General features: G+C 72.0%; 19 protein-coding genes. 7 read left to right on the forward strand and 12 right to left on the reverse strand.

Going from position 1 to position 20,022, the window contains the following annotated elements; all coding sequences use genetic code 11:
• The first annotated feature begins 35 nt into the window (after positions 1–35).
• Positions 36–644 (forward strand): FKBP-type peptidyl-prolyl cis-trans isomerase, encoded by a 609-nt coding sequence (locus tag WMF12_RS25125; protein WP_437739181.1) that lies wholly within the window; start codon positions 36–38, stop codon positions 642–644.
• A gap of 40 nt (positions 645–684) precedes the next feature.
• Here WMF12_RS25125 and WMF12_RS25130 read toward each other — a convergent pair whose 3' ends face one another.
• The 3 genes from WMF12_RS25130 to WMF12_RS25140 form a co-directional block, all read right to left on the reverse strand.
• Positions 685–1,800 carry a pyridoxal-phosphate-dependent aminotransferase family protein gene (locus tag WMF12_RS25130; RefSeq protein ID WP_437849629.1) on the reverse strand — a complete coding sequence of 372 codons (1,116 nt, stop codon included), beginning with the start codon at positions 1,798–1,800 and terminating at the stop codon, positions 685–687.
• A 48-nt stretch (positions 1,801–1,848) separates the two neighbouring features.
• Positions 1,849–2,706: a serine/threonine protein kinase gene (locus WMF12_RS25135; protein ID WP_012237410.1), complete on the reverse strand. Its 858-nt coding sequence runs from the start codon at positions 2,704–2,706 to the stop codon at positions 1,849–1,851.
• Positions 2,707–2,827: 121 nt separating this feature from the next.
• Positions 2,828–3,253 (reverse strand): tellurite resistance TerB family protein, encoded by a 426-nt coding sequence (locus tag WMF12_RS25140; RefSeq protein ID WP_437849631.1) that lies wholly within the window; start codon positions 3,251–3,253, stop codon positions 2,828–2,830.
• Between the two features lie 163 nt (positions 3,254–3,416).
• Here WMF12_RS25140 and WMF12_RS25145 point away from each other — a divergent pair, with 163 nt between their 5' ends.
• Entirely contained in the window at positions 3,417–4,154 is a 738-nt protein-coding gene (locus WMF12_RS25145; RefSeq protein ID WP_437849633.1) for a tetratricopeptide repeat protein, read from the forward strand.
• Positions 4,155–4,181: 27 nt separating this feature from the next.
• Here the strand turns inward: WMF12_RS25145 and WMF12_RS25150 are convergent, their stop codons facing one another.
• Positions 4,182–4,550, reverse strand: coding sequence for a hypothetical protein (locus tag WMF12_RS25150; RefSeq protein WP_437739184.1), 369 nt, complete (start codon positions 4,548–4,550; stop codon positions 4,182–4,184).
• A 10-nt stretch (positions 4,551–4,560) separates the two neighbouring features.
• Positions 4,561–4,911, reverse strand: coding sequence for a hypothetical protein (locus WMF12_RS25155; RefSeq protein WP_437739185.1), 351 nt, complete (start codon positions 4,909–4,911; stop codon positions 4,561–4,563).
• A gap of 189 nt (positions 4,912–5,100) precedes the next feature.
• On the opposite strand from WMF12_RS25155, the gene WMF12_RS25160 reads away from it, so the two are divergent.
• A complete protein-coding gene (locus WMF12_RS25160; RefSeq protein ID WP_437739186.1) occupies positions 5,101–5,811 on the forward strand; it encodes a nucleotidyltransferase family protein in 711 nt (236 codons plus the stop codon).
• On the opposite strand, the gene WMF12_RS25165 is transcribed toward WMF12_RS25160, so the two are convergent.
• From WMF12_RS25165 to WMF12_RS25175, 3 genes are all read right to left on the reverse strand, one after another.
• Positions 5,800–6,945 carry a DegT/DnrJ/EryC1/StrS family aminotransferase gene (locus WMF12_RS25165; RefSeq protein ID WP_437849635.1) on the reverse strand — a complete coding sequence of 382 codons (1,146 nt, stop codon included), beginning with the start codon at positions 6,943–6,945 and terminating at the stop codon, positions 5,800–5,802. The genes WMF12_RS25160 and WMF12_RS25165 overlap by 12 nt on opposite strands.
• Before the next feature lie 77 nt (positions 6,946–7,022).
• Positions 7,023–8,021 (reverse strand): SDR family NAD(P)-dependent oxidoreductase, encoded by a 999-nt coding sequence (locus WMF12_RS25170; RefSeq protein ID WP_437849637.1) that lies wholly within the window; start codon positions 8,019–8,021, stop codon positions 7,023–7,025.
• A 172-nt stretch (positions 8,022–8,193) separates the two neighbouring features.
• A complete protein-coding gene (locus WMF12_RS25175) occupies positions 8,194–8,556 on the reverse strand; it encodes a hypothetical protein (RefSeq protein ID WP_437849639.1) in 363 nt (120 codons plus the stop codon).
• A 179-nt stretch (positions 8,557–8,735) separates the two neighbouring features.
• Here WMF12_RS25175 and WMF12_RS25180 point away from each other — a divergent pair, with 179 nt between their 5' ends.
• Together WMF12_RS25180 and cysK are read left to right on the forward strand one after the other, a co-directional pair.
• The gene (locus tag WMF12_RS25180; protein ID WP_437849641.1) at positions 8,736–9,596 is read left to right on the forward strand and encodes an endonuclease/exonuclease/phosphatase family protein; all 861 of its coding nucleotides are present in this window, start codon (positions 8,736–8,738) and stop codon (positions 9,594–9,596) included.
• A gap of 184 nt (positions 9,597–9,780) precedes the next feature.
• On the forward strand, positions 9,781–10,671 hold the full coding sequence (gene cysK, locus WMF12_RS25185; RefSeq protein ID WP_437555498.1) for a cysteine synthase A: 891 nt from the start codon (positions 9,781–9,783) through the stop codon (positions 10,669–10,671).
• Positions 10,672–10,721: 50 nt separating this feature from the next.
• On the opposite strand, the gene WMF12_RS25190 is transcribed toward cysK, so the two are convergent.
• From WMF12_RS25190 to WMF12_RS25205, 4 genes are all read right to left on the reverse strand, one after another.
• Positions 10,722–12,269 carry a complex I subunit 4 family protein gene (locus WMF12_RS25190; RefSeq protein WP_437849643.1) on the reverse strand — a complete coding sequence of 516 codons (1,548 nt, stop codon included), beginning with the start codon at positions 12,267–12,269 and terminating at the stop codon, positions 10,722–10,724.
• The gene (locus WMF12_RS25195; RefSeq protein WP_437849645.1) at positions 12,266–13,699 is read right to left on the reverse strand and encodes a proton-conducting transporter transmembrane domain-containing protein; all 1,434 of its coding nucleotides are present in this window, start codon (positions 13,697–13,699) and stop codon (positions 12,266–12,268) included. Before WMF12_RS25195 ends, WMF12_RS25190 begins: the two co-directional genes overlap by 4 nt.
• Positions 13,689–16,748, reverse strand: coding sequence for a YbcC family protein (locus tag WMF12_RS25200; RefSeq protein ID WP_437849647.1), 3,060 nt, complete (start codon positions 16,746–16,748; stop codon positions 13,689–13,691). The genes WMF12_RS25195 and WMF12_RS25200 overlap by 11 nt, the downstream gene beginning before the upstream one ends.
• Before the next feature lie 78 nt (positions 16,749–16,826).
• A complete protein-coding gene (locus tag WMF12_RS25205) occupies positions 16,827–18,467 on the reverse strand; it encodes a SulP family inorganic anion transporter (RefSeq protein WP_437739194.1) in 1,641 nt (546 codons plus the stop codon).
• 287 nt (positions 18,468–18,754) lie between these two features.
• Here WMF12_RS25205 and WMF12_RS25210 point away from each other — a divergent pair, with 287 nt between their 5' ends.
• Together WMF12_RS25210 and WMF12_RS25215 are read left to right on the forward strand one after the other, a co-directional pair.
• Positions 18,755–19,342 carry an RNA polymerase sigma factor gene (locus WMF12_RS25210; RefSeq protein WP_437739195.1) on the forward strand — a complete coding sequence of 196 codons (588 nt, stop codon included), beginning with the start codon at positions 18,755–18,757 and terminating at the stop codon, positions 19,340–19,342.
• On the forward strand, positions 19,339–19,947 hold the full coding sequence (locus WMF12_RS25215) for a hypothetical protein (protein WP_437849649.1): 609 nt from the start codon (positions 19,339–19,341) through the stop codon (positions 19,945–19,947). The genes WMF12_RS25210 and WMF12_RS25215 overlap by 4 nt, the downstream gene beginning before the upstream one ends.
• Positions 19,948–20,022 lie beyond the last annotated feature (75 nt).

A 20,022-nucleotide genomic window follows, 5' to 3' on the forward strand; every position in this document is an offset into this window, starting at 1 on the left:
GATCGCCCCGCGCTAGGTGCGTAAGACGTGGCGCCATGAAGCCCCTCCAAATCGTCATCGCCATCTCCTGCGCTGTCCTCCTCGGCCCGGTCGCGGGCTGCGAGGAGAAGGTCCCCGAGCCGGATCTGCCGCCGGGCAGCGCCGTGCCGGTGGTGAAGCCCGCCGAGCCGGAGCCCGCCGATCTCATCAAGGAAGACACCGTCGTGGGCACCGGCCCGGAGGCGAAGGACGGCGACAAAGTCCGCGTCCACTACACGGGGCGCCTGCTGAAGAACAACGCCGAGTTCGACTCCTCCGTCGGCCGCGAGCCGTTCGAGTTCACGCTCGGCGCGTCGGAGGTCATCAAGGGCTGGGACCAGGGCGTGGCCGGGATGAAGGTGGGCGGCAAGCGCAAGCTCACGATCCCCTCCCGCCTTGGCTACGGCGACGCGGGCAGCCCGCCGAAGATCCCGGCCAAGGCGACGCTGGTCTTCGACATCGAGCTGCTCGGCGTCGGCGACGCGGCGAAGGACGCGGCCGGGGACGACAAGGCCGGGAAGACCACGGCCGACAAGGCGGCCAAGCCCGCGGGCGACAAGGCGGCCAAGGGCGACAAGCCCGCCGCGCCGGCCGAGAAGAAGGAGGCGCCCAAGGAGGCGAAGTGAGCCGCAGGCGGCCGCGCGAAGTGAGCCGCGGGCCCCGCGCTCAGACGACGCGCGCGAGCGCCTTGAGGAAGATCTCGTAGGCCTCGAGCGGGTACTCACCCATGTGGAAGATCCGGAACAGCCGGTCCGAGAGCTTCCCCTGGGCGGCGTAGATCTCGAACACGTGCCCATCGACCGGCTCGCTGGCGAGCCGGCTCGCCATCTCGTCGTAGGTCCGCCCGGCCGGGATGTGCAGCGCCGTCCCGATCGACTGGAGCGGCATGTTCTCCCAGCGCGCGATCGTCAGCCCGAGGCGCTCGTAGCCGGGGCGCAGGATCGCGCAGCGCGACTGGTACACGGCGTGACGCCCGGCGACGCCGCCGGTGGCGGCGAGGTGATCGAGCGCCGCGATCACCTGGCAGAGGCTCATCGGATCGATCGTGTAGGGGTGCGCGCCGCCCTGCTGGGCGCGCCAGGTCTTGTGGAGCTCCAGGCTCGGGACGCGGGCGGGGATCCGCTCCATCTCGGCGAGCAGGTCCTTCCGGACCAGCGCCACCGTCAGGTTCGGGTGGCTGTGCAGGCCCTTGTTGCACGAGCCCATGACGGCGGCGATGCCTGAGCCCTCGAGGGCCAGCGGCTCGACGAAGAGCGCGCTGATGCCGTCGACGAGGAGCTTCTTGCCGTACTTCCGGGCAAGCGCGCCCACCTCGGGCAAGGGGTTCAACGTGCACGTCGACGTGCCCCCGTAGACCATGGCCACCGCGTCGACCTCGTCCGCCGCCAGGGTGGCCTCGATCTTCGCGAGGTCCGGCCTCTCGCCGTAGGGCAGGCACATGTCGACAACCGGCTGGCCGAGCGTGGCGGCGTACTCGAAGATCCGGTCGCCGTAGGCGCCGTTCCGGACGACGAGGAGCCGCTCGTCGCGCCGCAAGCAGGAGCCGAGCACGGCGGCCATGGAGGTCGATCCCGAGCCCGTGAGGAGGATGGCCTCGTAGCTGGGCGCGCCGAGGGCCTCGACGATGCCGTGCCGTGCCCGGTCGAGCAGCGGCCGGAGCCGGGGGCCACGCGGGACGATCGGGCTCTCCCCGTAGGTGCGGGAGACCTGGTTCACCGCGTCCGGCAGGTGGAAGACCGCGGGCGTGAGCGAGACGACGCGTGGCGTTTCGGCGGCGATCATGCCGCGAGATCTAGCCCGGAACGCGCGCGGGACGCAGCGGAGATTGCGCTACGCCCAGCGGAGCTGGCGCAGATCGTCCCAGACATCGCGCGCGGAGTGGTAGCGGTAGGCGTCGCGGCGGCGCAGCAGCTTGGCGATCACCTGGCTGAGCGGCGTGCCGAGCGCCTCTGCCTTCTGCCGGGGGGTGCCCTCGGCGATCTGCCGCGTGATCTCCTCGTAGGCGACGTTCACGTCGATGGCCGGTTGCCCGGTGTGCATCTGGTACATGAGCAGGCCGAGCTGGTAGAGGTCGCTCTGCGTCGTCGTGTAGCCCGCCGTCACGAGCTCTGGCACGAGGATCTTCGGGTTCGCGACCTGCGGGCGGAACCAGCGGGTGACGCCGTCGAGCTGGTGCGCCACGCCGAAGTCGGTGAGCTTGACGAGCGGCCTGTGGTCGAGCTGCGAGATGAGCACGTTGCCCGCGTGCAGGTCGGCGTGCACGACGCCGTTGTCGTGCAGGTACTGCAGCGTCATCAGCAGCTGGCGCGCGAGCTCCAGGAGCAGCGGCGGCTGGAACGGGGCGCCGAGCAGCGCCCGGAGGCTCGTGTCGCACCGCTCGAGCGCCAGGTAGAACAGGTAATTCACCTCGAACGCGTCGTGGATGTAGACGATGTTCGGGTGGCGGAAGCTCTCCAGGCGGAGCATCTCGCGCGACCACTCTTCCTTGACGACCTGGTAGGGCTTGTTCGCCGGCCGCAGCATCTTCAGGGCGTACACCTGATCGAACGGCCCGCTGCACTCGTACACCGAGCCATACTGCCCGTCGCCGATGAGCGCCCCGATCACGTACGTCCCCCGGGTGGAGGTCAGCGCTGAGCCCGGCACCGGAAACGGGATCAGGAAACTGCCAGTGGAGGACCAGGTCACGGCGAGCCCATCGTAACCGAAAACGCCGACGCCCGTTCACCCCGCCGCGCGCGGCCCGCGTTCGCGGCGCAGGGGGCGCCCCTGTCCCTCCGCACGCGGCGCGCCGAGGGCGGCCGGCCGCTCATGAAGCGGCGAGCTTCCGCACGATCTCCGCGGCCTCGGCCTGATCGAGCTCGAGCGCCGCGGCGACGTCGAGCAAGAGCTCGCGCTCGCTGCTCCTGACGATCCCGTCAGCGACCACGACCTGAGCGGCCAGGAAGAAGGCGACCTTCCGGGCCTGCGGGCTGGCCAGCCGTTCCTTGAGCGACGCGAGCCGGGCCGCCCGGCCCTCCTTGTGGAGCTGCTCCACCACGGTCTGGAGGAGCGTGTCCATGGTGCTCTGCGGGATCCGTCGATCCGTGAGCGACTCTACGCTCCGGGCGAAATGGATCCTCTCCTCCGGGCTGAACTCGCCGTCGGCGAACGCCGCGAGGAACATCAGCTCGACGAGCGCCTCGAGGTTCGGCTCATCAAGCGTTTGCAGCGGAGGAGGGCTCATCTGGGGCATCGTCTCCGTGTACACCGAGGCCCGGCGCGGGACCAGCCCTGGAGCGCCCCCCTTACCCCGCGCGCCCGGGGCAAACGTGCGCGCCCGGGGCAAACGCGGCGGGGTTGAATGTGCCCGAGGGGCGGCATTGGGAGAGCGCTCCCTGTGTGTCATGAGTTCGAGCATGCACGTGCGCGAACTCGCCCAGTCGCTCCTCGGCGCGCTCTTCCTCTGCGGCTGCAGCGGCGCGACCGCGGCGCGGCGCCCTGCCGATCCGGGCCGACCTGCCCCCGAGGGGCGCGCGGCGACGCCGCGAGCCGCGGCGAGCGCCGAGGCGGCCCCGCCGCCGCTGCGGCTGCCCTGTGAGGCGGACGATCTCGTCGGCTGTACGAACGGCTGCGCCGACCACCAGATCGAGGACTGCGTGACGCTGGGATCGATGTACCTGGGCGGAGCGATCGTCTCGATCGACGTGGAGCGAGCGATGACGCTGTTCGAGAAGGCGTGCGCGGAGGGGAGCGCGCGCGGCTGCTTGCGGCTCGGGGACGCCTACCACGATCGGCTCGCGCGCGCAGACGGCGCCGGCGGGGCGAGCGAGGCGGACGAGGCGGCGCTCTACTGGCACGCGCGCGCATGCCACGCGGGCGCGAACCTCGGATGCCTCGCGGCAGGCAGGGCCTACCTTCACGGCCAGGGCGCGAGCGCCGATCCCGGGCGCGCGGCCGCGCTGTTCCAGCGCGTCTGCGAGCGCGGGAACGCCCCCGCCTGCGTCGAGCTCGGACATCTGCACGCGGAGGGCGAGGGCGTGAAGCGCGACGACCGGAAGGCGGTCGAGCTGTTCACGAAGGCGTGCAAGCTGGGCCTCGACGAGGGGTGCCTGCGGGCGAGCCGGTCCGGCGACGTCCTCCCGCCGCGCGACTGACGCGCCCTCGACCGCCGCTCTTCGCCGTCAGTCGGTCCGGCGGCGCTGGGCGATGTCCAGCGCCGCCGTGATCATCGCGGTGAGCTGTGTGTCCGACACGTTCTCGGAGGGGAGCACCACGAGCTCGGCGCCGATGCGCCGCGACAGCTCCATGAACCCTTCCGGATCGAACGCCCGCACGTCCTGCGTCATCACGATGGCCAGCGGGTTCAGCCATGCCGCGCTGCCGCGCAGCGACACGAGATCGCACGCGAGCAGGTCGGCGCCTTCGACGAAGACCAGCCGTCGGCAACGCTCCGCAAGCTGCTCGCTGGCGCTCACGATGAGCACCACCGAGGCCGATGCCGTCCGCTTGCTGCGCCCCGCTGGGCGCGTCGGTAGTTCTCGCGTGCTCATGAAGCCCAGGTCAGCGAGCGAGCAGCGGGCGCCCGTATGGGACGGGCCCGGCGCCCGGCGCCCGAGCCCGCGCCTCGTCGGCGAGGGCGAGATCCATGACGAAGGAGCCGAACGGCAACCGGAAATCCCGGTCGTTCGGTCTGGTCGCGTAGAAGGCGAGCAGCGAGAGCACGCTCCCGATCTGCGCCGCGGCCGGATCGCCCTCGCACGCGTTGAAGCGGTCGGCGAGCGTGCACAGCTGCCGGAAGAGCGGACCGCCCGGGTGCGGGCCGGCGCTGCACATGGCGAACGTGCCGCTGCCTCGATATCCGAGCTTCCGGCGCTTCCTGGCGGGGGTACGGGACGGAGGTACCATCGTCATGATTGCTGCCCAAGTCGCCTGTGAGGGGTGAATCGCCCCACGCCGGGGCTGACCTGCCGCGGGACGCTCTCCAACCAGTAATAGAGCAGCCCGAAGAGAGTCAATCGGAGAGGACGCCGCGGGCCGGGCAAGCGTGAAATTCTGCGGAATGGTCACCCGTCCGGGCAGCGCGTGGGTATACGTCATCGCATGAAGGCAGTCGTGCTTGCCGGCGGCAAAGGCTCCCGGCTCCGCCCCTACACCGCCCTTATCCCGAAGCCGCTCATGCCGATCGGGGATCACACGATCGTCGAGATCCTCCTCCGGCAGCTGGCGCGAGCGGGGGTCACCGACGTCGTGATGTGCGTCGGCCACCAGGCCGCGCTCATCGAGGCGGTCGTCGGCGAGGGGAGCCGATACGGGCTGCGCATCGCCTACCAGCGCGAGGACACGCCGCTCGGGACCGTGGGTCCGCTCCGGGTCATCGAGCGGGACCTGCCGGAGCGCTTCCTCGTGATGAACGGCGACATCCTCAGCGATCTCGACTTCACCGCGCTCCACCGGACGGGCGAGTCGACCGGATCGCCGCTCACCGTCGCCGTCTGCGAGCGCGCCTCGAAGATCGACCTGGGGGTGCTCGACCTCGGCGCCGACGGGCGCGTCGTCAGCTTCCGCGAGAAGCCGACGTACACGTTCTGGGTCAGCATGGGCATCTACGCGATGAGCCGCGGCGTGCTGCGCTTCATCCCCGAGGGCCGGCCGTTCGGGTTCGACGACCTGATGCACGCGCTGCTCGGCGCCGGCGAGCCGGTGGCCACCTTCCCCTTCCGGGGCCACTGGCTCGACATCGGAAGGAGCGACGACTTCGCCGAAGCGCAGGACGAGTTCGAGAAGAACCGGCAGCGGTACCTACCGGAGTGACGCGGCGAGCGCCTCGCACACGGCGTCGACGTCGGCGTCGGCCATGCGCGGGTGGAGCGGCAGCGTGAGCTCGCGGCCCGCGATCGCGTCCGTCCGCGAGAGCCCCTCCTTGCGCACCCGGTCGGAGGCGCCGTGGTGCGAGAAGCGGTGGATCGGCGTGTAGTGCACGCTCGTCTGGACCCCGCGCGCCTTCATGGCCTCCATCACGGCCTCGCGCGAGGTGCCCTCGGGCAGGAGCACCGGCATGAGGTGGTGCGCGCTCTCCCCCAGCCCGCGCGCGTAGAAGTCGCGGTACGGCAGCCCGAGGCCCCGCACCCCGGCGAGGCGTTCGTGGTAGCGCGCCGCGAGCGCGCGCCGACGCGCGTTGCCCGCCGCGAGCCGGCCGAGCTGCACGAGGCCGATGGCGCTGCGGATCTCGTCGATGCGGTAGTTCATGCCCGCGTCCACGACGTCATAGGTGAACGCGTGCCCCTTGTGCCGATCGAGGGTGAGCGTCGTCATCCCGTGCGCGCGGAGGAGCCGCATGCGCGCGTGGAGCTCGTCGTCCCTCGCGATCACGGCGCCCCCCTCGCCGACCGCGAGGTTCTTGTTCGAGAAGAAGCTCAGGCAGCCGACGTCCCCCAGCGTCCCGAGCGCCCTGCCCCGGTAGCTCGCGAGCGGCGCGTGCGCCGCGTCCTCGACCACCGCGAGCCCCCGCTCGGCCGCGATCGCGCAGATCGCGTCCATGTCGCAAGGGTAGCCGGCGTAATGGACGACCGCGATCGCCCGCGTCCTCGGGGTGATCTTGCGGACGATGTCGGCGGGATCGATGCTGAGGTCGTCGCCGCCGACGATGTCGGCGAGCACCACGTTGGCCCCGCACAGGAGCGCGGCGTTGGCGGTCGCCACGAACGTGAGGCTCGGGCAGATCACCTCGTCGCCGGGGCCCACGGAGAGCGCGGTGTACGCGAGGTGCAGCGCGGCGGTGCAGTTCGTCACGGCGAGCACCCTCGGGGTGCCGAGCGCCTCGCCGAGCTCCCGCTCGAACTGCGCCGTCCGCTCCCCCATCGTCAACCAGCCCGACGCGACGACCTGCCGCGCGGCCTCGGCTTCTTCAGGCCCGAACGAGAGATCGCTGAGAGGTATCTTCCACATGGCCTTCCATCCATCCAGCCGGCGCCTCGCGGAGAGGGCGCGCGAGGCGCCGGCCCCCGGCCGCGCGGCGGCGCGCGTCAGATCGCGTACTCGCGCGGCCGGTAATCGGTGAGGTGACGCTCGACATAGGCGTACGTCCGCGCGAGCCCCTCCTCGAGCGGCACGCGGGGCGCGTAGCCGACGAGCTCCGCGGCGCGACGGAAATCGGCGAGCAGCACCATGACCTCGCTCGCGTCGGGGCGCACCCGGGCCTCGTCCGTCACGAGCTCCGCGCGCTTGCCCGTCACCTCGAAGATGAGGCGGACCAGATCGCCGATGGAGATGGCGCGCCCGCTCCCGACGTTGAGCGTCTGCCCCACGGCCCGCGCGCTCGATCCGACGAGGAGGAAGCCGGCGACGGTGTCGGCCACGAAGTTGAGGTCCCGCACCGGCGCGGTGCTGCCGATGCGGAGCGCGGCGCTGCCGGCGGCGAGCTGCTGCATCACGCTCGGGATGATCGCGCGCGACGACTGCCGCGGGCCGTAGGTGTTGAACGGCCGGATGGTCGCCACCTCGAGGCCGAACGAGAGGTGATAGCTCTCGGCGAGCTTGTCGGCGCCGATCTTCGTGGCCGAGTACGGGGACTGGCCGGTCAGGGGGTGCGCCTCGTCGATCGGCGTGTAGCGCGCGGTGCCGTAGGTCTCGCTCGTCGACGTGTGGACGACGCGCGCGCCGTGCTCGCGCGCCGCCTCGAGGACGTTCAGCGTGCCCTGCACGTTGGTCGCCACGTACTGCTGCGGGGCCACGTACGAGTACGGGATCCCGATCAGGGCCGCGAGGTGGAACACGACGTCGGCGCCGCGCACGAGCGACCGGACCGCGCCCGCGTCCTCCACGTTGCCGGGGACGACCTCGACCTGCGCGAGGACGTCCTCGGGGAGCCGGTCGAGGTGCCCGCGCCGCGAGCCCGAGGTGTACCGGACGAGCGCCCTCACGCGCGCGCCCTCCCGGACCAGCGCCTCGACGAGGTGGCTGCCGATGAACCCGCCGGCGCCGGTCACCACGACGCGCTTGCCGCGATAGAAGCCTTCGCTCACGGCCGCGTCCGTGGCCCCTGCGGGTTCGCGCGTCAAGCGCGTACCGAGGCGGCGCGCCCGTTTGCGCCCGGCAGCGCACTCCCGCGCGCGGCGCTGGCCGGCGCGCGCCGCGCTCGGCCAGCGCCGCCGCGCAGCGGCCCGCGGGGCTCGCTGGCGGACGGCGTGGCGGGGATCACTGGATCTGGATCTGGTCGGTGGGCGTGTTGCCCGCCCCCTCCGGCGTGCCGATCTCGCGGTGCACGCAGAGCCCCTGTTTGCAGTAGGAGTCCGGCGGGGCCTTGCAGTCCACCTTGGGCTCCTCGCACTTGCCCGTCTTGTAGCTCTCCGAGAGGGGCTTGATCTTGTCGAAGGTCGCGTTGCTGATGGGCTTCGCACAGCCCGGCCACTCGCTCTGACGGCAGTCGGCGTCCGTGTTGCAGTGCTGCGCCTTGTTCACCATCTCGAAGGCGTCGCCGCGGACTTTGTCGCACTCCTTGGGATCCATCTTGCTCTCGCAACCGGCGACCAGCGCGAGCAGGAGGAAGCTCGCGGTCATGCGGAGCGAGGTCCGAGGTCGGAAGGAGGCCGATCCAGGCCGCCCGCGTCGACGAGCACACGTGATCATTCAGGTTCTCCCGGTCAAGGCCGCCCTTCCGCGCCGGAGGGGCAGCGGCCTGCGCCGGGCCCTTCGTATCACGGCTGGATCCGGGCGCGCAGCTGGCGTAGCCCGTCGGCATGGAACGTCCTCGAGAAGGCTCCGGGATCAGCGGCTCCCCGCACGGCGGATCCGGCATCCGTGTTCGCAGCTCCCTCCGGGTGCTCAGCCTGAACATCTGGAACCGCCACGACCCGTGGGAGGCGCGCCTCGAGCTCATCCGGGAGGGTCTCCGCGAGCTCGATCCCGACGTGGTCGGCCTCCAGGAGGTGCTGTCGTACGAGGGTCGATCGCTGGCCGACGGCATTGCGGACGGGCTCGGCTACGAGGTCGCGTTCGGCGCCGCGCACGACCTCGGCGGCGGCGTGCTCTTCGGCAACGCCGTGCTGTCGCGCTGGCCGATCGCGCGGAGCCAGGCGTTCCCCCTGCCCACGGGTGAGACCGACGAGAAGCGCTCGATCCTGCTCGCCGAGCTCGGGTCGCCCCACGGCGCGATCCCGTTCTTCGTCACCCACCTCAACTGGAAGTTCCACCACGGCGCCGTGCGCGAGGCGCAGGTCGCGGCCGTGGCCGACATCGTCATGCGCGAGGCGCCCATGGAGGGCCTGCCGCCCATCGTCGCCGGCGACTTCAACGCGCAGCCCGAGGCCACGGAGATCCGGTTCATGAAGGGGCTGCACGCCCTGAACCAGAAGAGCGTTTACTTCGCCGACACCTTCGACCAGACGGGCAAGGGCCCCGGATTCACCTTCGATCCCGTGCGGAACCCGTTCGCGGCCATCACGAACGAGTACCCGCGCCGCATCGATTACGTCTTCGTCCGCGGCCCGGACGCGCAGGGGCGAGGCAAGCCGCTCTCGTCGAGGGTCGTCTTCGAGGAGATCCGCAACGGCGTCGCCGCTTCGGATCATTACGGGGTTCTCTCGGAGATCTCGATGTAAAGCGGGGCCGGCGCCCCTGGAGGGGCGTGCGCTCCGGCACGTTGCCCGGGGATGCCCTGTTCACGTGTACACTGGCGGCATGTCGTCCCCTCGAGCACCGGGCGACGGACCGCCGAGTCCGCCCGACGCGCCTGGTGAGAGCTCGGCTCCTCCGCCTGCTGGCGCGGTCCGCGTCGGTCCGGTCGTGCCGGACGCCCTGTCGCTCATCGGCGGCACGCCGCTCGTCCGCCTTGCCCGGGTCTCGCCCGAGGGCGGAGGCGTCGTCTACGGCAAGCTCGAGTCGATGAACCCGGGCGGCAGCGTCAAGGACAGGGCGGCGCTCGGCATGGTGCTCTGCGCCGAGCGCGAAGGGATCCTCAGGAGAGGGTCGACCATCGTCGAGGCGACGAGCGGCAACACGGGGATCAGCCTCGCGATGATCGCCGCCGTGCGCGGCTACCGCTGCGTGGTGGTCATGCCCGAGGACATGAGCGTCGAGCGCCGGCACGTCCTCCGCGCGTACGGCGCCGAGATCGTCCTCACGCCCGAGGGCCAGGGCATGGCCGGCGCGGTCGCCCGCGCGATCGAGATCTGCGAGGCGACCCCCGGCGGGTGGATGAGCCAGCAGTTCCAGAACCCGGCGAACCCCGGCGCCCACGCGCGCGCCACCGGCCTCGAGATCCTCGCGCAGACCGGCGGCGACATCGCAGCCTTCGTCGTCGGCGTGGGCACCGGCGGCACGCTGACCGGCTGCGGGCGCGTGCTCCGGGATCAGCTCGGCGGCGCGGTCCGCATCTGCGCCGTCGAGCCGACGAAGAGCGCCGTGCTCTCCGGGCGAGGCCCCGGCCCCCACGGCATCCAGGGCCTCGGCCCCGGCTTCGTCCCGGCGATCCTCGAGCGGTCGCTCATCGACGAGATCCTGACGGTGACCGAAGCGGGCGCCTCGCGCATGGCGCGGCGGCTCGCCCGCGAGGAGGGGCTCCTCGTCGGGCCGAGCTCCGGCGCCAACGTCCACGCGGCCGTGGAGATCGCGCGCAGGGTGCGCGGGACGATCGTGACCGTGCTGCCCGACTCGGGAGAGCGCTACCTGCTCTGAGCGATAGCCGGAGGCGGCGAGCGCAGCGCGCGCCATCCGCCGGGCGCGGCTCAGGGCGACGGCCGTCCGTCACGACGGGGCGCTCGGCCTTCTGCGTCGATGGAGCGGCGGTGCGCCGCTGCCGCGAGGCGCGCCTGCGCGCCGTGCGCCACGTCGTGGAGGACCCGCTCGACCACCGGCTCATGGATCGCGATCAGCCGCGCCGGGGCCACCCCAAGGACCAGGGTGAGCGCGACCAGCGCGAGCAGGAACGCTCGCTCCCGGAGCACGAGCGCCTCCAGCGCGGCGCCCTTCAGGTGGCGCCGGAGCGGCCCCAGGAAGGTCCGCTGGAACGCCCGGAACAGCGTGATCCCGTTGAGCGCCGCCGCCGTCAGCGCCAGCACCGCGAGCACGGGATGGGCGTGCAAGATTCCATGCAGGAGCAGGTCCTCGCTCACGAACGAGAGCGCCCCCGGCATCCCGATCATGGCGCACGCGAGCAGGAAGAAAAAGGCGGCCATGCGGGGCGTCCGGGCAACGAGGCCGCCGAGCTCCCGCGTGTCCGCCGTGCCGGCGCGCGCCTCGATCGCGCCGACGACCATCGTGAGCCCCGTGATCGCGATCGACAAGGCGACGCTCTGCAGGAGGGCGCCGCTCACGCTCTGCGGGCTCAGCGAGGCGACCCCCAGGAGCACGAGCCCCTTCTGGCTCGCCACGAGGTAGCCGAGCAGCCGGCGCAGATCGGTCTGGACCAGCGCGAGCACCGCGCCGTGCAGCGCGCTGATCAGGCCGAGCACGGCGAGGATCGGCATGCCGTCGGCGGAGCCCACGGGCAGGAGCGTCACCCCCACGCGAACAAGCACGCAGACGCCGACCTGCATCTGGGCGAGCAGGATGGTCACGCCGAGCGGCCCCCGCTCCAGCAGCACCGGCAGCCAGCCGTGGAACGGCACGGCGGCCATGCGCATCAGCACGGCGATGCCGACGAGCGCGAACAGCGGCGACTGCCATGCTTCGGGGACGCCGACGCGGGCGATCTCCTCGACGTCGAACGGCAGGGCGGCGCCCTGGCGCGCGGCGAGCACGGCGATGGCGCCGATCGCCACGACGAGCGGCGCCGTGCCCCCCAGCAGGAAGATGCGGCAAGTGCGCCGGAGGAGCGGGTCCTGGGCGCCCTTCCTGGCGACCAGGCGATCCACCGGCACGAGGGCGGCGACCCACGCGGCCGCGAGCACCGCGAGATCGACCGCGCAGAACACGCCGAGGATGGCGCTGCCGGTGGCGAGCAGCGCGGCGGCGCTGGGCGGATCGATCGCGGCGCGCGGGCTCGCGGCGAGCAGGGCGAGCAGGACGAAGCCGAGCAGCGGGAGCAACGTGATGGTGAAGCCGTCGAGGCCGAGGCGGAGGCGCGCTCCGAGGAGCGGCAAGGTGGGCCCCCCGGCGGTGAGCGCGACGCCGGCGTGGGAGAGCGCGAGCGGCAGCAGCGAGAGGAGCAGGGTGAGCGCCGCGCCGATGAGGGCGACGCGGCGCGCGCGCTCGTCGCTGCGCGCCCGGGCGGCGAACAGCGCCGCGATCGCGGGCGTGAGGACGAGCGTCCCGAGGAGCGGAAAGGCGTTCACGTGCGAGCCCTCTTCGTATCGCGCGCGCGGGGCTGGAAAGCCGCCGCGATCTCTGTCTCTTCGCGCGCGCCCTCGTCGCCGGGCGCCGCGGGGGCGCGCTCAGGCCAGCCGCTCAGCGCCGCCACCCAGCGGCGCTCGCTCCGGTCGAGCAGGCGCCCGAGGCGCATCAGCGGCGCGGCGACCAGCCGCTCCTGCAGCCCCTCGAGGTGGAACCGGTCGAGCGACAGCCAGTACGCGCGCCGCACGAGCGCCGCCGGCAGGAGCCGGCCAGCGAGCCCGAGGTGCGGCAGCGGCTCACCGGCGTGCGCGGCCCGGATGTCCTGCGCGTCGCGGAGCGCCGAGGGGGCGCGCAGCAGCTGGAGGCAGCGCAGGCAGGCGTGGGCGAACAGGTGGACGAGCGCGAGCCAGTAGAGCCCGAGCCCGATCTCCACGAACATGAGCCCCACCTGCGTCATCGTCGCGTGCGCGAGCGCGCCCTTCACGTCCGCCTGCACGCGCCCCACCATCGTGCCGTAGACGGCCGTCGCCGCCCCGACGCAGGTGATCACCACGCTCGCGGCGAGCGAGCGCTGGAGCAGCGGGGCCACGCGGAGCATGAGGTACACCCCGGCGTGCACCGAGATGGCGCCGTAGAAGAGCGCGCTCGATGGCGTCGGCCCCTCCATGGCCCGCGGCAGCCAGCTGCCCAGAGGAAACTGCGCGCTCTTGCCCATCGCGGCGAGGAACAGGCACAGCGCGAGCGCCGTCGCCGCGCCGGGCCCGAGCGACGCGGCGGTCCCGGGCCAGGGCGAGCCGCCGAACACCTCGCCCCACTGCGAGGAGCGGGCGACGTCGTGCATGAGCACCGCGCCCCCGAGCAACCCGACGTCGCAGAGCCGGTAGGTGATGTACACCCGCACCGCGGCCCGCGGCGGCGCCTCGCGCTCGTGGAAGAAGGCCACGAGCAGCACGCTCGTCGCGCCGACGAGCTCCCAGCCGGCGAAGAGGAGGTCGACGGTGCCCGCCGACACGAGCCCCAGCATCCCCGTCGAGAACAGCGCGAGGAGCAGGAAGAAGCGCGCGAAGCCCGGCTCGCGGTGCAGGTACGCCACCGAGAACCTGCCGACCAGGAGCGCGATCAGCGAGACGAGGAGCATCATCGTCGCCGACAGCCGATCGACGAGCAGGACGACCTCGAACGCATAATCGCCGAGCTCGAACCAGTGGCCGAGCGCCACCGGGACGAACGCGTAGGGCGCCGCGACGGCCGAGAGCCATATCGCCAGCGAGGCGGCGAGCGAGAGCGCGAGCGTGGAGAGCACGACGCGCGACACGACGCGCTCGCTCGGCGTGCGAAGGAGCAGCAGGTAGGCGCCGAGCGCGGCGAACGCCGCCGCCGGAGAGAGCACGGCGAGCGCGGCGAGCTTGCCGAGGAGCACATCAGACAGCATGGTCGACGACCTCACGTGGCCGCGTGGACGCGGCTCGAATGAGCGCAGGCGGAACGAAGCCGGACCTCCCGGCGTACCAGTCGGCGGAGCGCTGGACCGCGGGCAAGGGTTGATCCGGTGGAGAGAACGGCGCGAAGCCGTCGCCCGTGAAGCACGCGATCCGGCGCGTCGCCGGATCGACGCAGGCGAGCTGGATCCAGCCGTTGCCGATGAGCTCGCGGAGGGCCGGCTGCCGCGCGTAGAGCGCGGCGGCCGTGTCCGTGCTCGCCTCGACGACGACGAGCAGGCGCACCGGCTCGTGGATCTCGATCATCTGCCTCGGCAGCCCGGTGCGCAGGTCGCTCAGCGATCCCTCCATGACCCCGAGCAGCGAGGCGAGGTTGTGAGGGAGCTTGGTGCCGGCGCCGTAACGGCGGTTGTCGACGCAGGAGAAGTAGTACTCGAGGTTGATCCCTGCCCCGACCGGGCCGACCGCGAGCAGGATGCGCTCGAGGATCGCTCCGCCCTGGTCCTGGGTCGGGTCGTACGAGACGAGGAACGCCCTGCGGTCGAGGAACAGCCCGCGGGTGAGCGAGCGGCGGCCGACGACGCAGACCGCGTTGGTCACGTGCCCCAGCTCGGGCCGCGCCTCGCTGAGATCCGCGGCGCGCGCCTCGACATGCGCCAGCGCCCGCGCGGCGTCGCCGTCGCGCGGCGCCGACGCGAACCTCCGGCAGCGCTCGTGCGCGTGCTGCTGGCGCGCGGCGTCGAGCGCTCCGACCAGCGCCGAGAGCTCGCCGCGGTGGGACGCCGGCACGAGGTGCTGATCGTAGAGGACGATCTCGTCCGTCGTCGTGTTGTTCATGCCGCCGAGGAAGAAGGTCCCGCCCGGGATGTCGATCCCGCGCGCGGCGAGCAGCACGCGGACCTCGGGATCGTTCGCCATGGCCGCGAACAGCCGCGCGTTCGGGCCGCCGTGGCGGCCGCCGCACGCGCCGCAGTCGTACGCCGACTGGTGCGGGTTGTTCACGCTGGTCGCCCCGTGGCCGAGCACGACCACGATCGGCGCGAAGCCGCGCGTGAGCCCCATGTTCTCCAGCGTGGCGGCCACGCGGGCCGCCTTGGCCGCGGAGGTGAACGGCTGCCCCTCGCCGCCCGCGGCGGAGCCCTCGTCATGCGGGCTGTGGAGCCGCGTCGGCACCGGCGGGAGCAGGCGCCGCTCGAGGGCGCGGCGCAGCCGCGCCACGGTCCGCGGAAAGAGGGTGCGCCCCACGAGCGGGACGGTGGACAGGAGGCCCAGGGTCGGTGTGAGCAGCACGCCGCGCGCCATGGTGCGGGTACCGCGCCCCAGCGCGTGCAGGAGCCGCGCCCAGCGCTTGCGGCGAGCCCTTCGGCGCCAGCCCGCCTCCTCCTCGTGCGGCCGCTCGACGATCTCGTGCGCCGGCTCCACGCCGACCGGGCAGAGGCTCACGTGGCCGGCGTCGTCGAGCCCGCGGTAGCGGATCGGCACGCCGAAGAACCCGGCCACGCCGAAGGTCTCGTGCCGCGGCGAAAGCTCCTCGAAATGCCTCCGGAGGCCCTCGCAGCGGTCGTCGATGCAGAACGCGACCTGGAAGCGGGGCGCCTCGACGGAGCGCTCCTCCTCCGGGCGGCGGAGGTTCGCGGCGATCCCGTGCAGCACCTCGGTACGGTGGTGGTGCTCGTAGGCCTCATGCAGGACGCGGCGCCGCGCGATCTCGTCGAACGCCTCGAGCGCCTCGAGCGCCCAGACGCGCTCCGCCTTGGATAGCGGCTCGATCTCGGCGGCCGAGAGGCCGGCGAGCTGAGCGAGCTGGAACAGACGGAACGGCCGAGCATGGTCGGGCGAGCTCGACGGCGGCGCAGGTGCCCGCGCGGCGCGCCGGGCATGCTCGACGAGGCCGGCGAGCGGTCCTCGGTACCCCAGCCGCCGGCGCGCGACGTCGCGCAGCGCGTACCGGGCGAGCGTCAGGCGCACGGCGAGGTACTCGACCAACGACACGGGCGGCGATCCCGGAGGCCGGTCGCTCGGCGTGTGCTCGAGGCGGTGGATCATGCCGGCCCAGCCCGGCAGCTCGAGCAGCACGCGTGTCACGTACACGTCCCAGTGATCCTCGGCGACGGAGAGCTCCTCGAGGGCGCGGGCGGCGATCGCGGGCGGCGACAGCGCCTCCGCGTCGAACCGGCGGAGCTCCGCGTCGAGCCCGACGAAGGCCGGGGCGGCCAGCCGGGAGCCCTCGAGCGCCATGTCGCGAAAGCAGCGCCAGAGCCCCTTCGCTCGATCGGGCATCGTCCAGTGTGCAATGCCCTCGTCGAGGTAGGCGCCGAGGAACCGGATCATGAGCGGATCGATGAGCTCGGCCGGATCCTCGCCAGCCAGCTCGACCAGCAGATCGCGGTGCGACCGGTCTGCGCCCACGCGCTCGACGAGCGGCGGATCCATGGGCGGGGCGGGCGGCAGCGGCACGGCGCGGCACGCGTCCCAGAGCGCGAGGGCGGCGCGCGACTCCGGATCGCGGCCCCCCCGGTCGCGGACGCGCGCCGCGATCTCCTGGCGCGCCTCGAGCCAGCGCTCCGTGCTCTGGACGATGCGCCGGCGCCGCTCGTCGGGGACGTCGGCCCGGAGCCTGCGCGTCTCCCCGGCCTCGGAGATACGCCACAGCAGGCCCGCTGCCGTCTCGGCGTCGATCGGATGGCGCAGCGCGAGCCGCTCGATCTCGTGCCGGGACAGCGGGCCCCGGCGCTCGTCCGGCTGCGCGGCGAACCGCCCCGCGAGCGCGGCCTCGAGGTCCTCGTCGCCGATCCGACCCGACGCGATGTGCGCGCGGTAGTCTGCCTCGGAGAGATACGGCTCGGCCTCGAAGATGGCGCTCGCCGCGGCGAGCGCGTCATGGAACGGCAGGTGCTGGAACGCGTGCAACGTGTTGTGGTGGACGAATACGCCGATCGGCCCCTGCGCCGGCAGGAGGTGTCCGGCGTGCTCGACCACGTCGCGCAGGTGCTTCTGCCGGGCGGCGCTCGCGCGAAGATCTTGAGAGAGCTCGCTGTTCATGGGGTTCCCGAGTGGCGGTTGTTCCTGGAGAGCCCCACGCGCGCATCCCCCTTTCGCGCCATGGTGTCTCGACTCGATTCAGCGCTCGGCGACGGGGCTGATGACAGGCCGCTTCCTCGCCGAGAGCGGGTGGGATGACATCTGGAAATGATCGCCGAGGCCGGCGAGGGTCAACTTCCGCCCATTTCGTTCCATCACGCCCTGGAGCTCATGCAGGTTGGACATGACCGTGTGATCGACCAGGCGGGCATTCGCGAAGTCGATCTCGATGTTCGAGACGTGCGCGTGGTTCTCGATCTTCCGCTGGATGCTGAGGTAATTGCTGAAGATGGCGGCGTGCTTGACGCGCAGCACGACCCGCCCCTCCTCGACGCGCTCGTCCACCTCGGAGCGGAAGAGGACGCGCAGGGGCGCGCCGTTCGTCAGGTGGATGAGCAGCTTCACGGCGATGCCGGCCGCGACGCCGACGAGCAGATCGGAGACGATGCACATTGCAGCCGTGGTGGCGAAGATGACGAGCTGCTCCCTGCCGATGCGGAGCGTCTTCGCGAACTCCTTGGGCGACGCGAGGCGGGTGCCCGTGAAGGTGAGCATGGCGGCGAGCGCGGCGAGGGGGATCCGGTGGATGAGGCCCGGCGCGAAGGCCACGAAGAGGAGGAGGAAGGTCCCGTGAAAGAAGTTGGACAGCCGGCTCTTCGCGCCGTAGCCGATGTTCGCGGAGCTGCGAACGATCTCGGAGATCATCGGCAGCCCGCCGAGCAGGCCCGCGATGAGGTTGCCCACGCCCGTGGCCAGCAGATCCTTGTCGAGGTCGGAGCGGCTCTTCGCGGGATCGAGCGCGTCGACGGCCTTCGCGGACAGGAGCGACTCGATGCTGCCCACCAGCGAGAACATGACGATATACTTGATGGACGCGGGCGTGCCGACGTGGCTGAAGTCCGGGAAGACGATCGCCTGGATGAGGTTGCCCGGCAGGTTGACGAGGAAGCTCGGCCCGATCGCGTACGTCGTGTGGGTCGCCGCGAGCGTGTACGTGTGCTCGTGCTCGAGATCGAAGAGATAGGCGAGCGGTACGGACAGCGCCAGCACCAGCATCGGCGCGGGGATCTTCTGCATCCAGCGCGCTCTCTTGGCGACCACTGGATAGCCGAAGAGGAGGATCATCGAGAGGATGCCGATCGAGGCGATCTCGGGGTTCAGGCGCAACAGGCTGCGCGGGATCTCCAGGATCAGGTGGAGCGGGTCTTTCGCCGCAGGCGTGACGCCGACGAGCGTGTGGACCTGTTTCGAGCAGATGATGATCCCGATGGCCGCCAGCATGCCGTGGACCACCGAGGAGGGGAAAAAGTCGCCGAGCGTGCCCGCGCGCGCCAGGGCGAAGACGATCTGTGTCACCGCGGCGACGGCGATGCAGGCGAGCGCGCGGCGGTAGCCCACGGCGTTGTCCCCACCGCCGAGCTCCTGAACGGCGCCCAGCGCAATGACGATGAGGCCCGCGGCGGGCCCCTTGATGGTCAGCGGCGCGCTGCCGAGCCAGGTGGCGACCATGCCACCGACGACGGCGGTGAGCACGCCCGCGATGGGGGGGAACCCGCTCGCCATGGCGATGCCCAGGCAGAGCGGCAGGGCGATCAAGAAAACGAGGAACCCTGAAACCAGGTCGTTCCTCCATGTGGACGCCGAGGACGTCGACGCCCTCGAAATGTTCGGATTGGACATGCGGTGCTCGCCTTGGAGTTGGGGCACCATGTGGGCCCGCTGTTCGTCAGAACACGGCCCAGGACGGGACCAGTCGGTCGGAGGTTCCCGCTCGGGGTGACGATTTCGCACGGCGCCCAGGAACCTCGGCGCGGATCCGTTCCGTCCCAGGGCGGCCGATGGGCATTTCTTCCTCCTTCGGGGTGACGTCGCTCGCCCCCTCGTGGCGCGAGCAGCGGGCGCTACCCCTCCGTCCATTCCACGCTAGAGTTCCGGTCTTCGACGCTCTAGATGCTCGAGCGGCCCTCATGACCGAATCGCGACCCCCCCTCGGCGAATCGCGCGCGGAGTTCGAGTCGGCGGTGCGCCCGGTGCTCCCTCGGCTCTATCGATTCTGCGCCTCGCTCTGCGGCGCGCGAGACCAGGCGGACGATCTGTTCCAGAACGCGTTGCTCAAGGCATACCTGCACGCGGCGTCCTTCGAGGGACGCTCCGACCTCGGCGTCTGGCTCTGCGGGATCGCTCGGCACGAGTACTTGGAGGCTTACCGGACCGAGGCGCGGCGCCGCAGCCTGCTCGAGCGGCTCGTCGAGGTGTGCACCGACGCGCTCGGCATCCTCCCTCGCGCCGAGGTCTCGAGCCCGGAGGCGGCCGCGATCTTGAGCCAGGACACTGGAGTGCTCCTTGCGTGCCTCCAGGAGCTGCCGGAGGAATTCCGCACCGTGGTGGTGCTATGCGACATCGAGGAAGTCGGGTATGACAGCGTGGCCGAGCTCCTCGGGATCCCCAAGGGAACGGTGAAGAGCCGCCACGCCCGCGGGCGCGCGCGGCTGCGCGACGCCTACGAGCGTCTGGCGGCGCCGCGCGTCGTCGCGGAGCGGGAGGGTTCGACGTGAGCGAGCGCGACGACGATCTGCCCCCCATTCCGCCGGATCTCGCGGCGAGCATGCGGGCGCTGCGCTCGATGAGCCCCTCCGATGCGCTCGTCGAGCGCGCGCTGAGCAAGCTCCCCGAGCGACCGGAGCGCCCGGCGGCGGCCGGCGGCGCGCGCTCGCGGCGGGCGAGCGACCGCCGGGGGCGGATGGCGTTCATCGCAGCCCCGGCGCTCGCCGCGCTGGCGGTCGCCGTCTTCGTGGCGGGCGACAGGGGCGCGTGCTCTCCGGCGATCGAGCGATCCGAGGAGCGTGCCGTCGCCTTGCCTGACGAAGGGCACGCGTGGACGCACCTCGATCTGTGGACCCACCGCCACGCGGACGAGCCGGCGGTGGTCCAGCTCGAGGTGCCGGAGCACGTGCGCGTGCGGTTGCCTGACGGCGAAGGTGGATCGCTGGAGCGGCACTGCCGGCAGGAGCGCTGCTCGCACAGGCTGACGCGCTACCGCGGCGACGCGCCGCTCGGCGTGGCCGTGGCTCAGCCGGGCCGGTATGAGATCCGCGTCCGTCACGAGTCGAACGAGGCGCGCGTGCGCGAGCGCTTCGTTCTGATAGCTGAACGCGAGTGAGCCCAGCGAGACATGTTTACCGCAACCTGGGTGGCTCCGGTCGTTACCGCAACCTGCGGGCAGCCCCAACCTGGG

The sequence above is a fragment of the Sorangium sp. So ce363 genome (assembly GCF_051520435.1).
Taxonomy (GTDB): domain Bacteria; phylum Myxococcota_A; class Polyangia; order Polyangiales; family Polyangiaceae; genus Sorangium; species Sorangium cellulosum_B.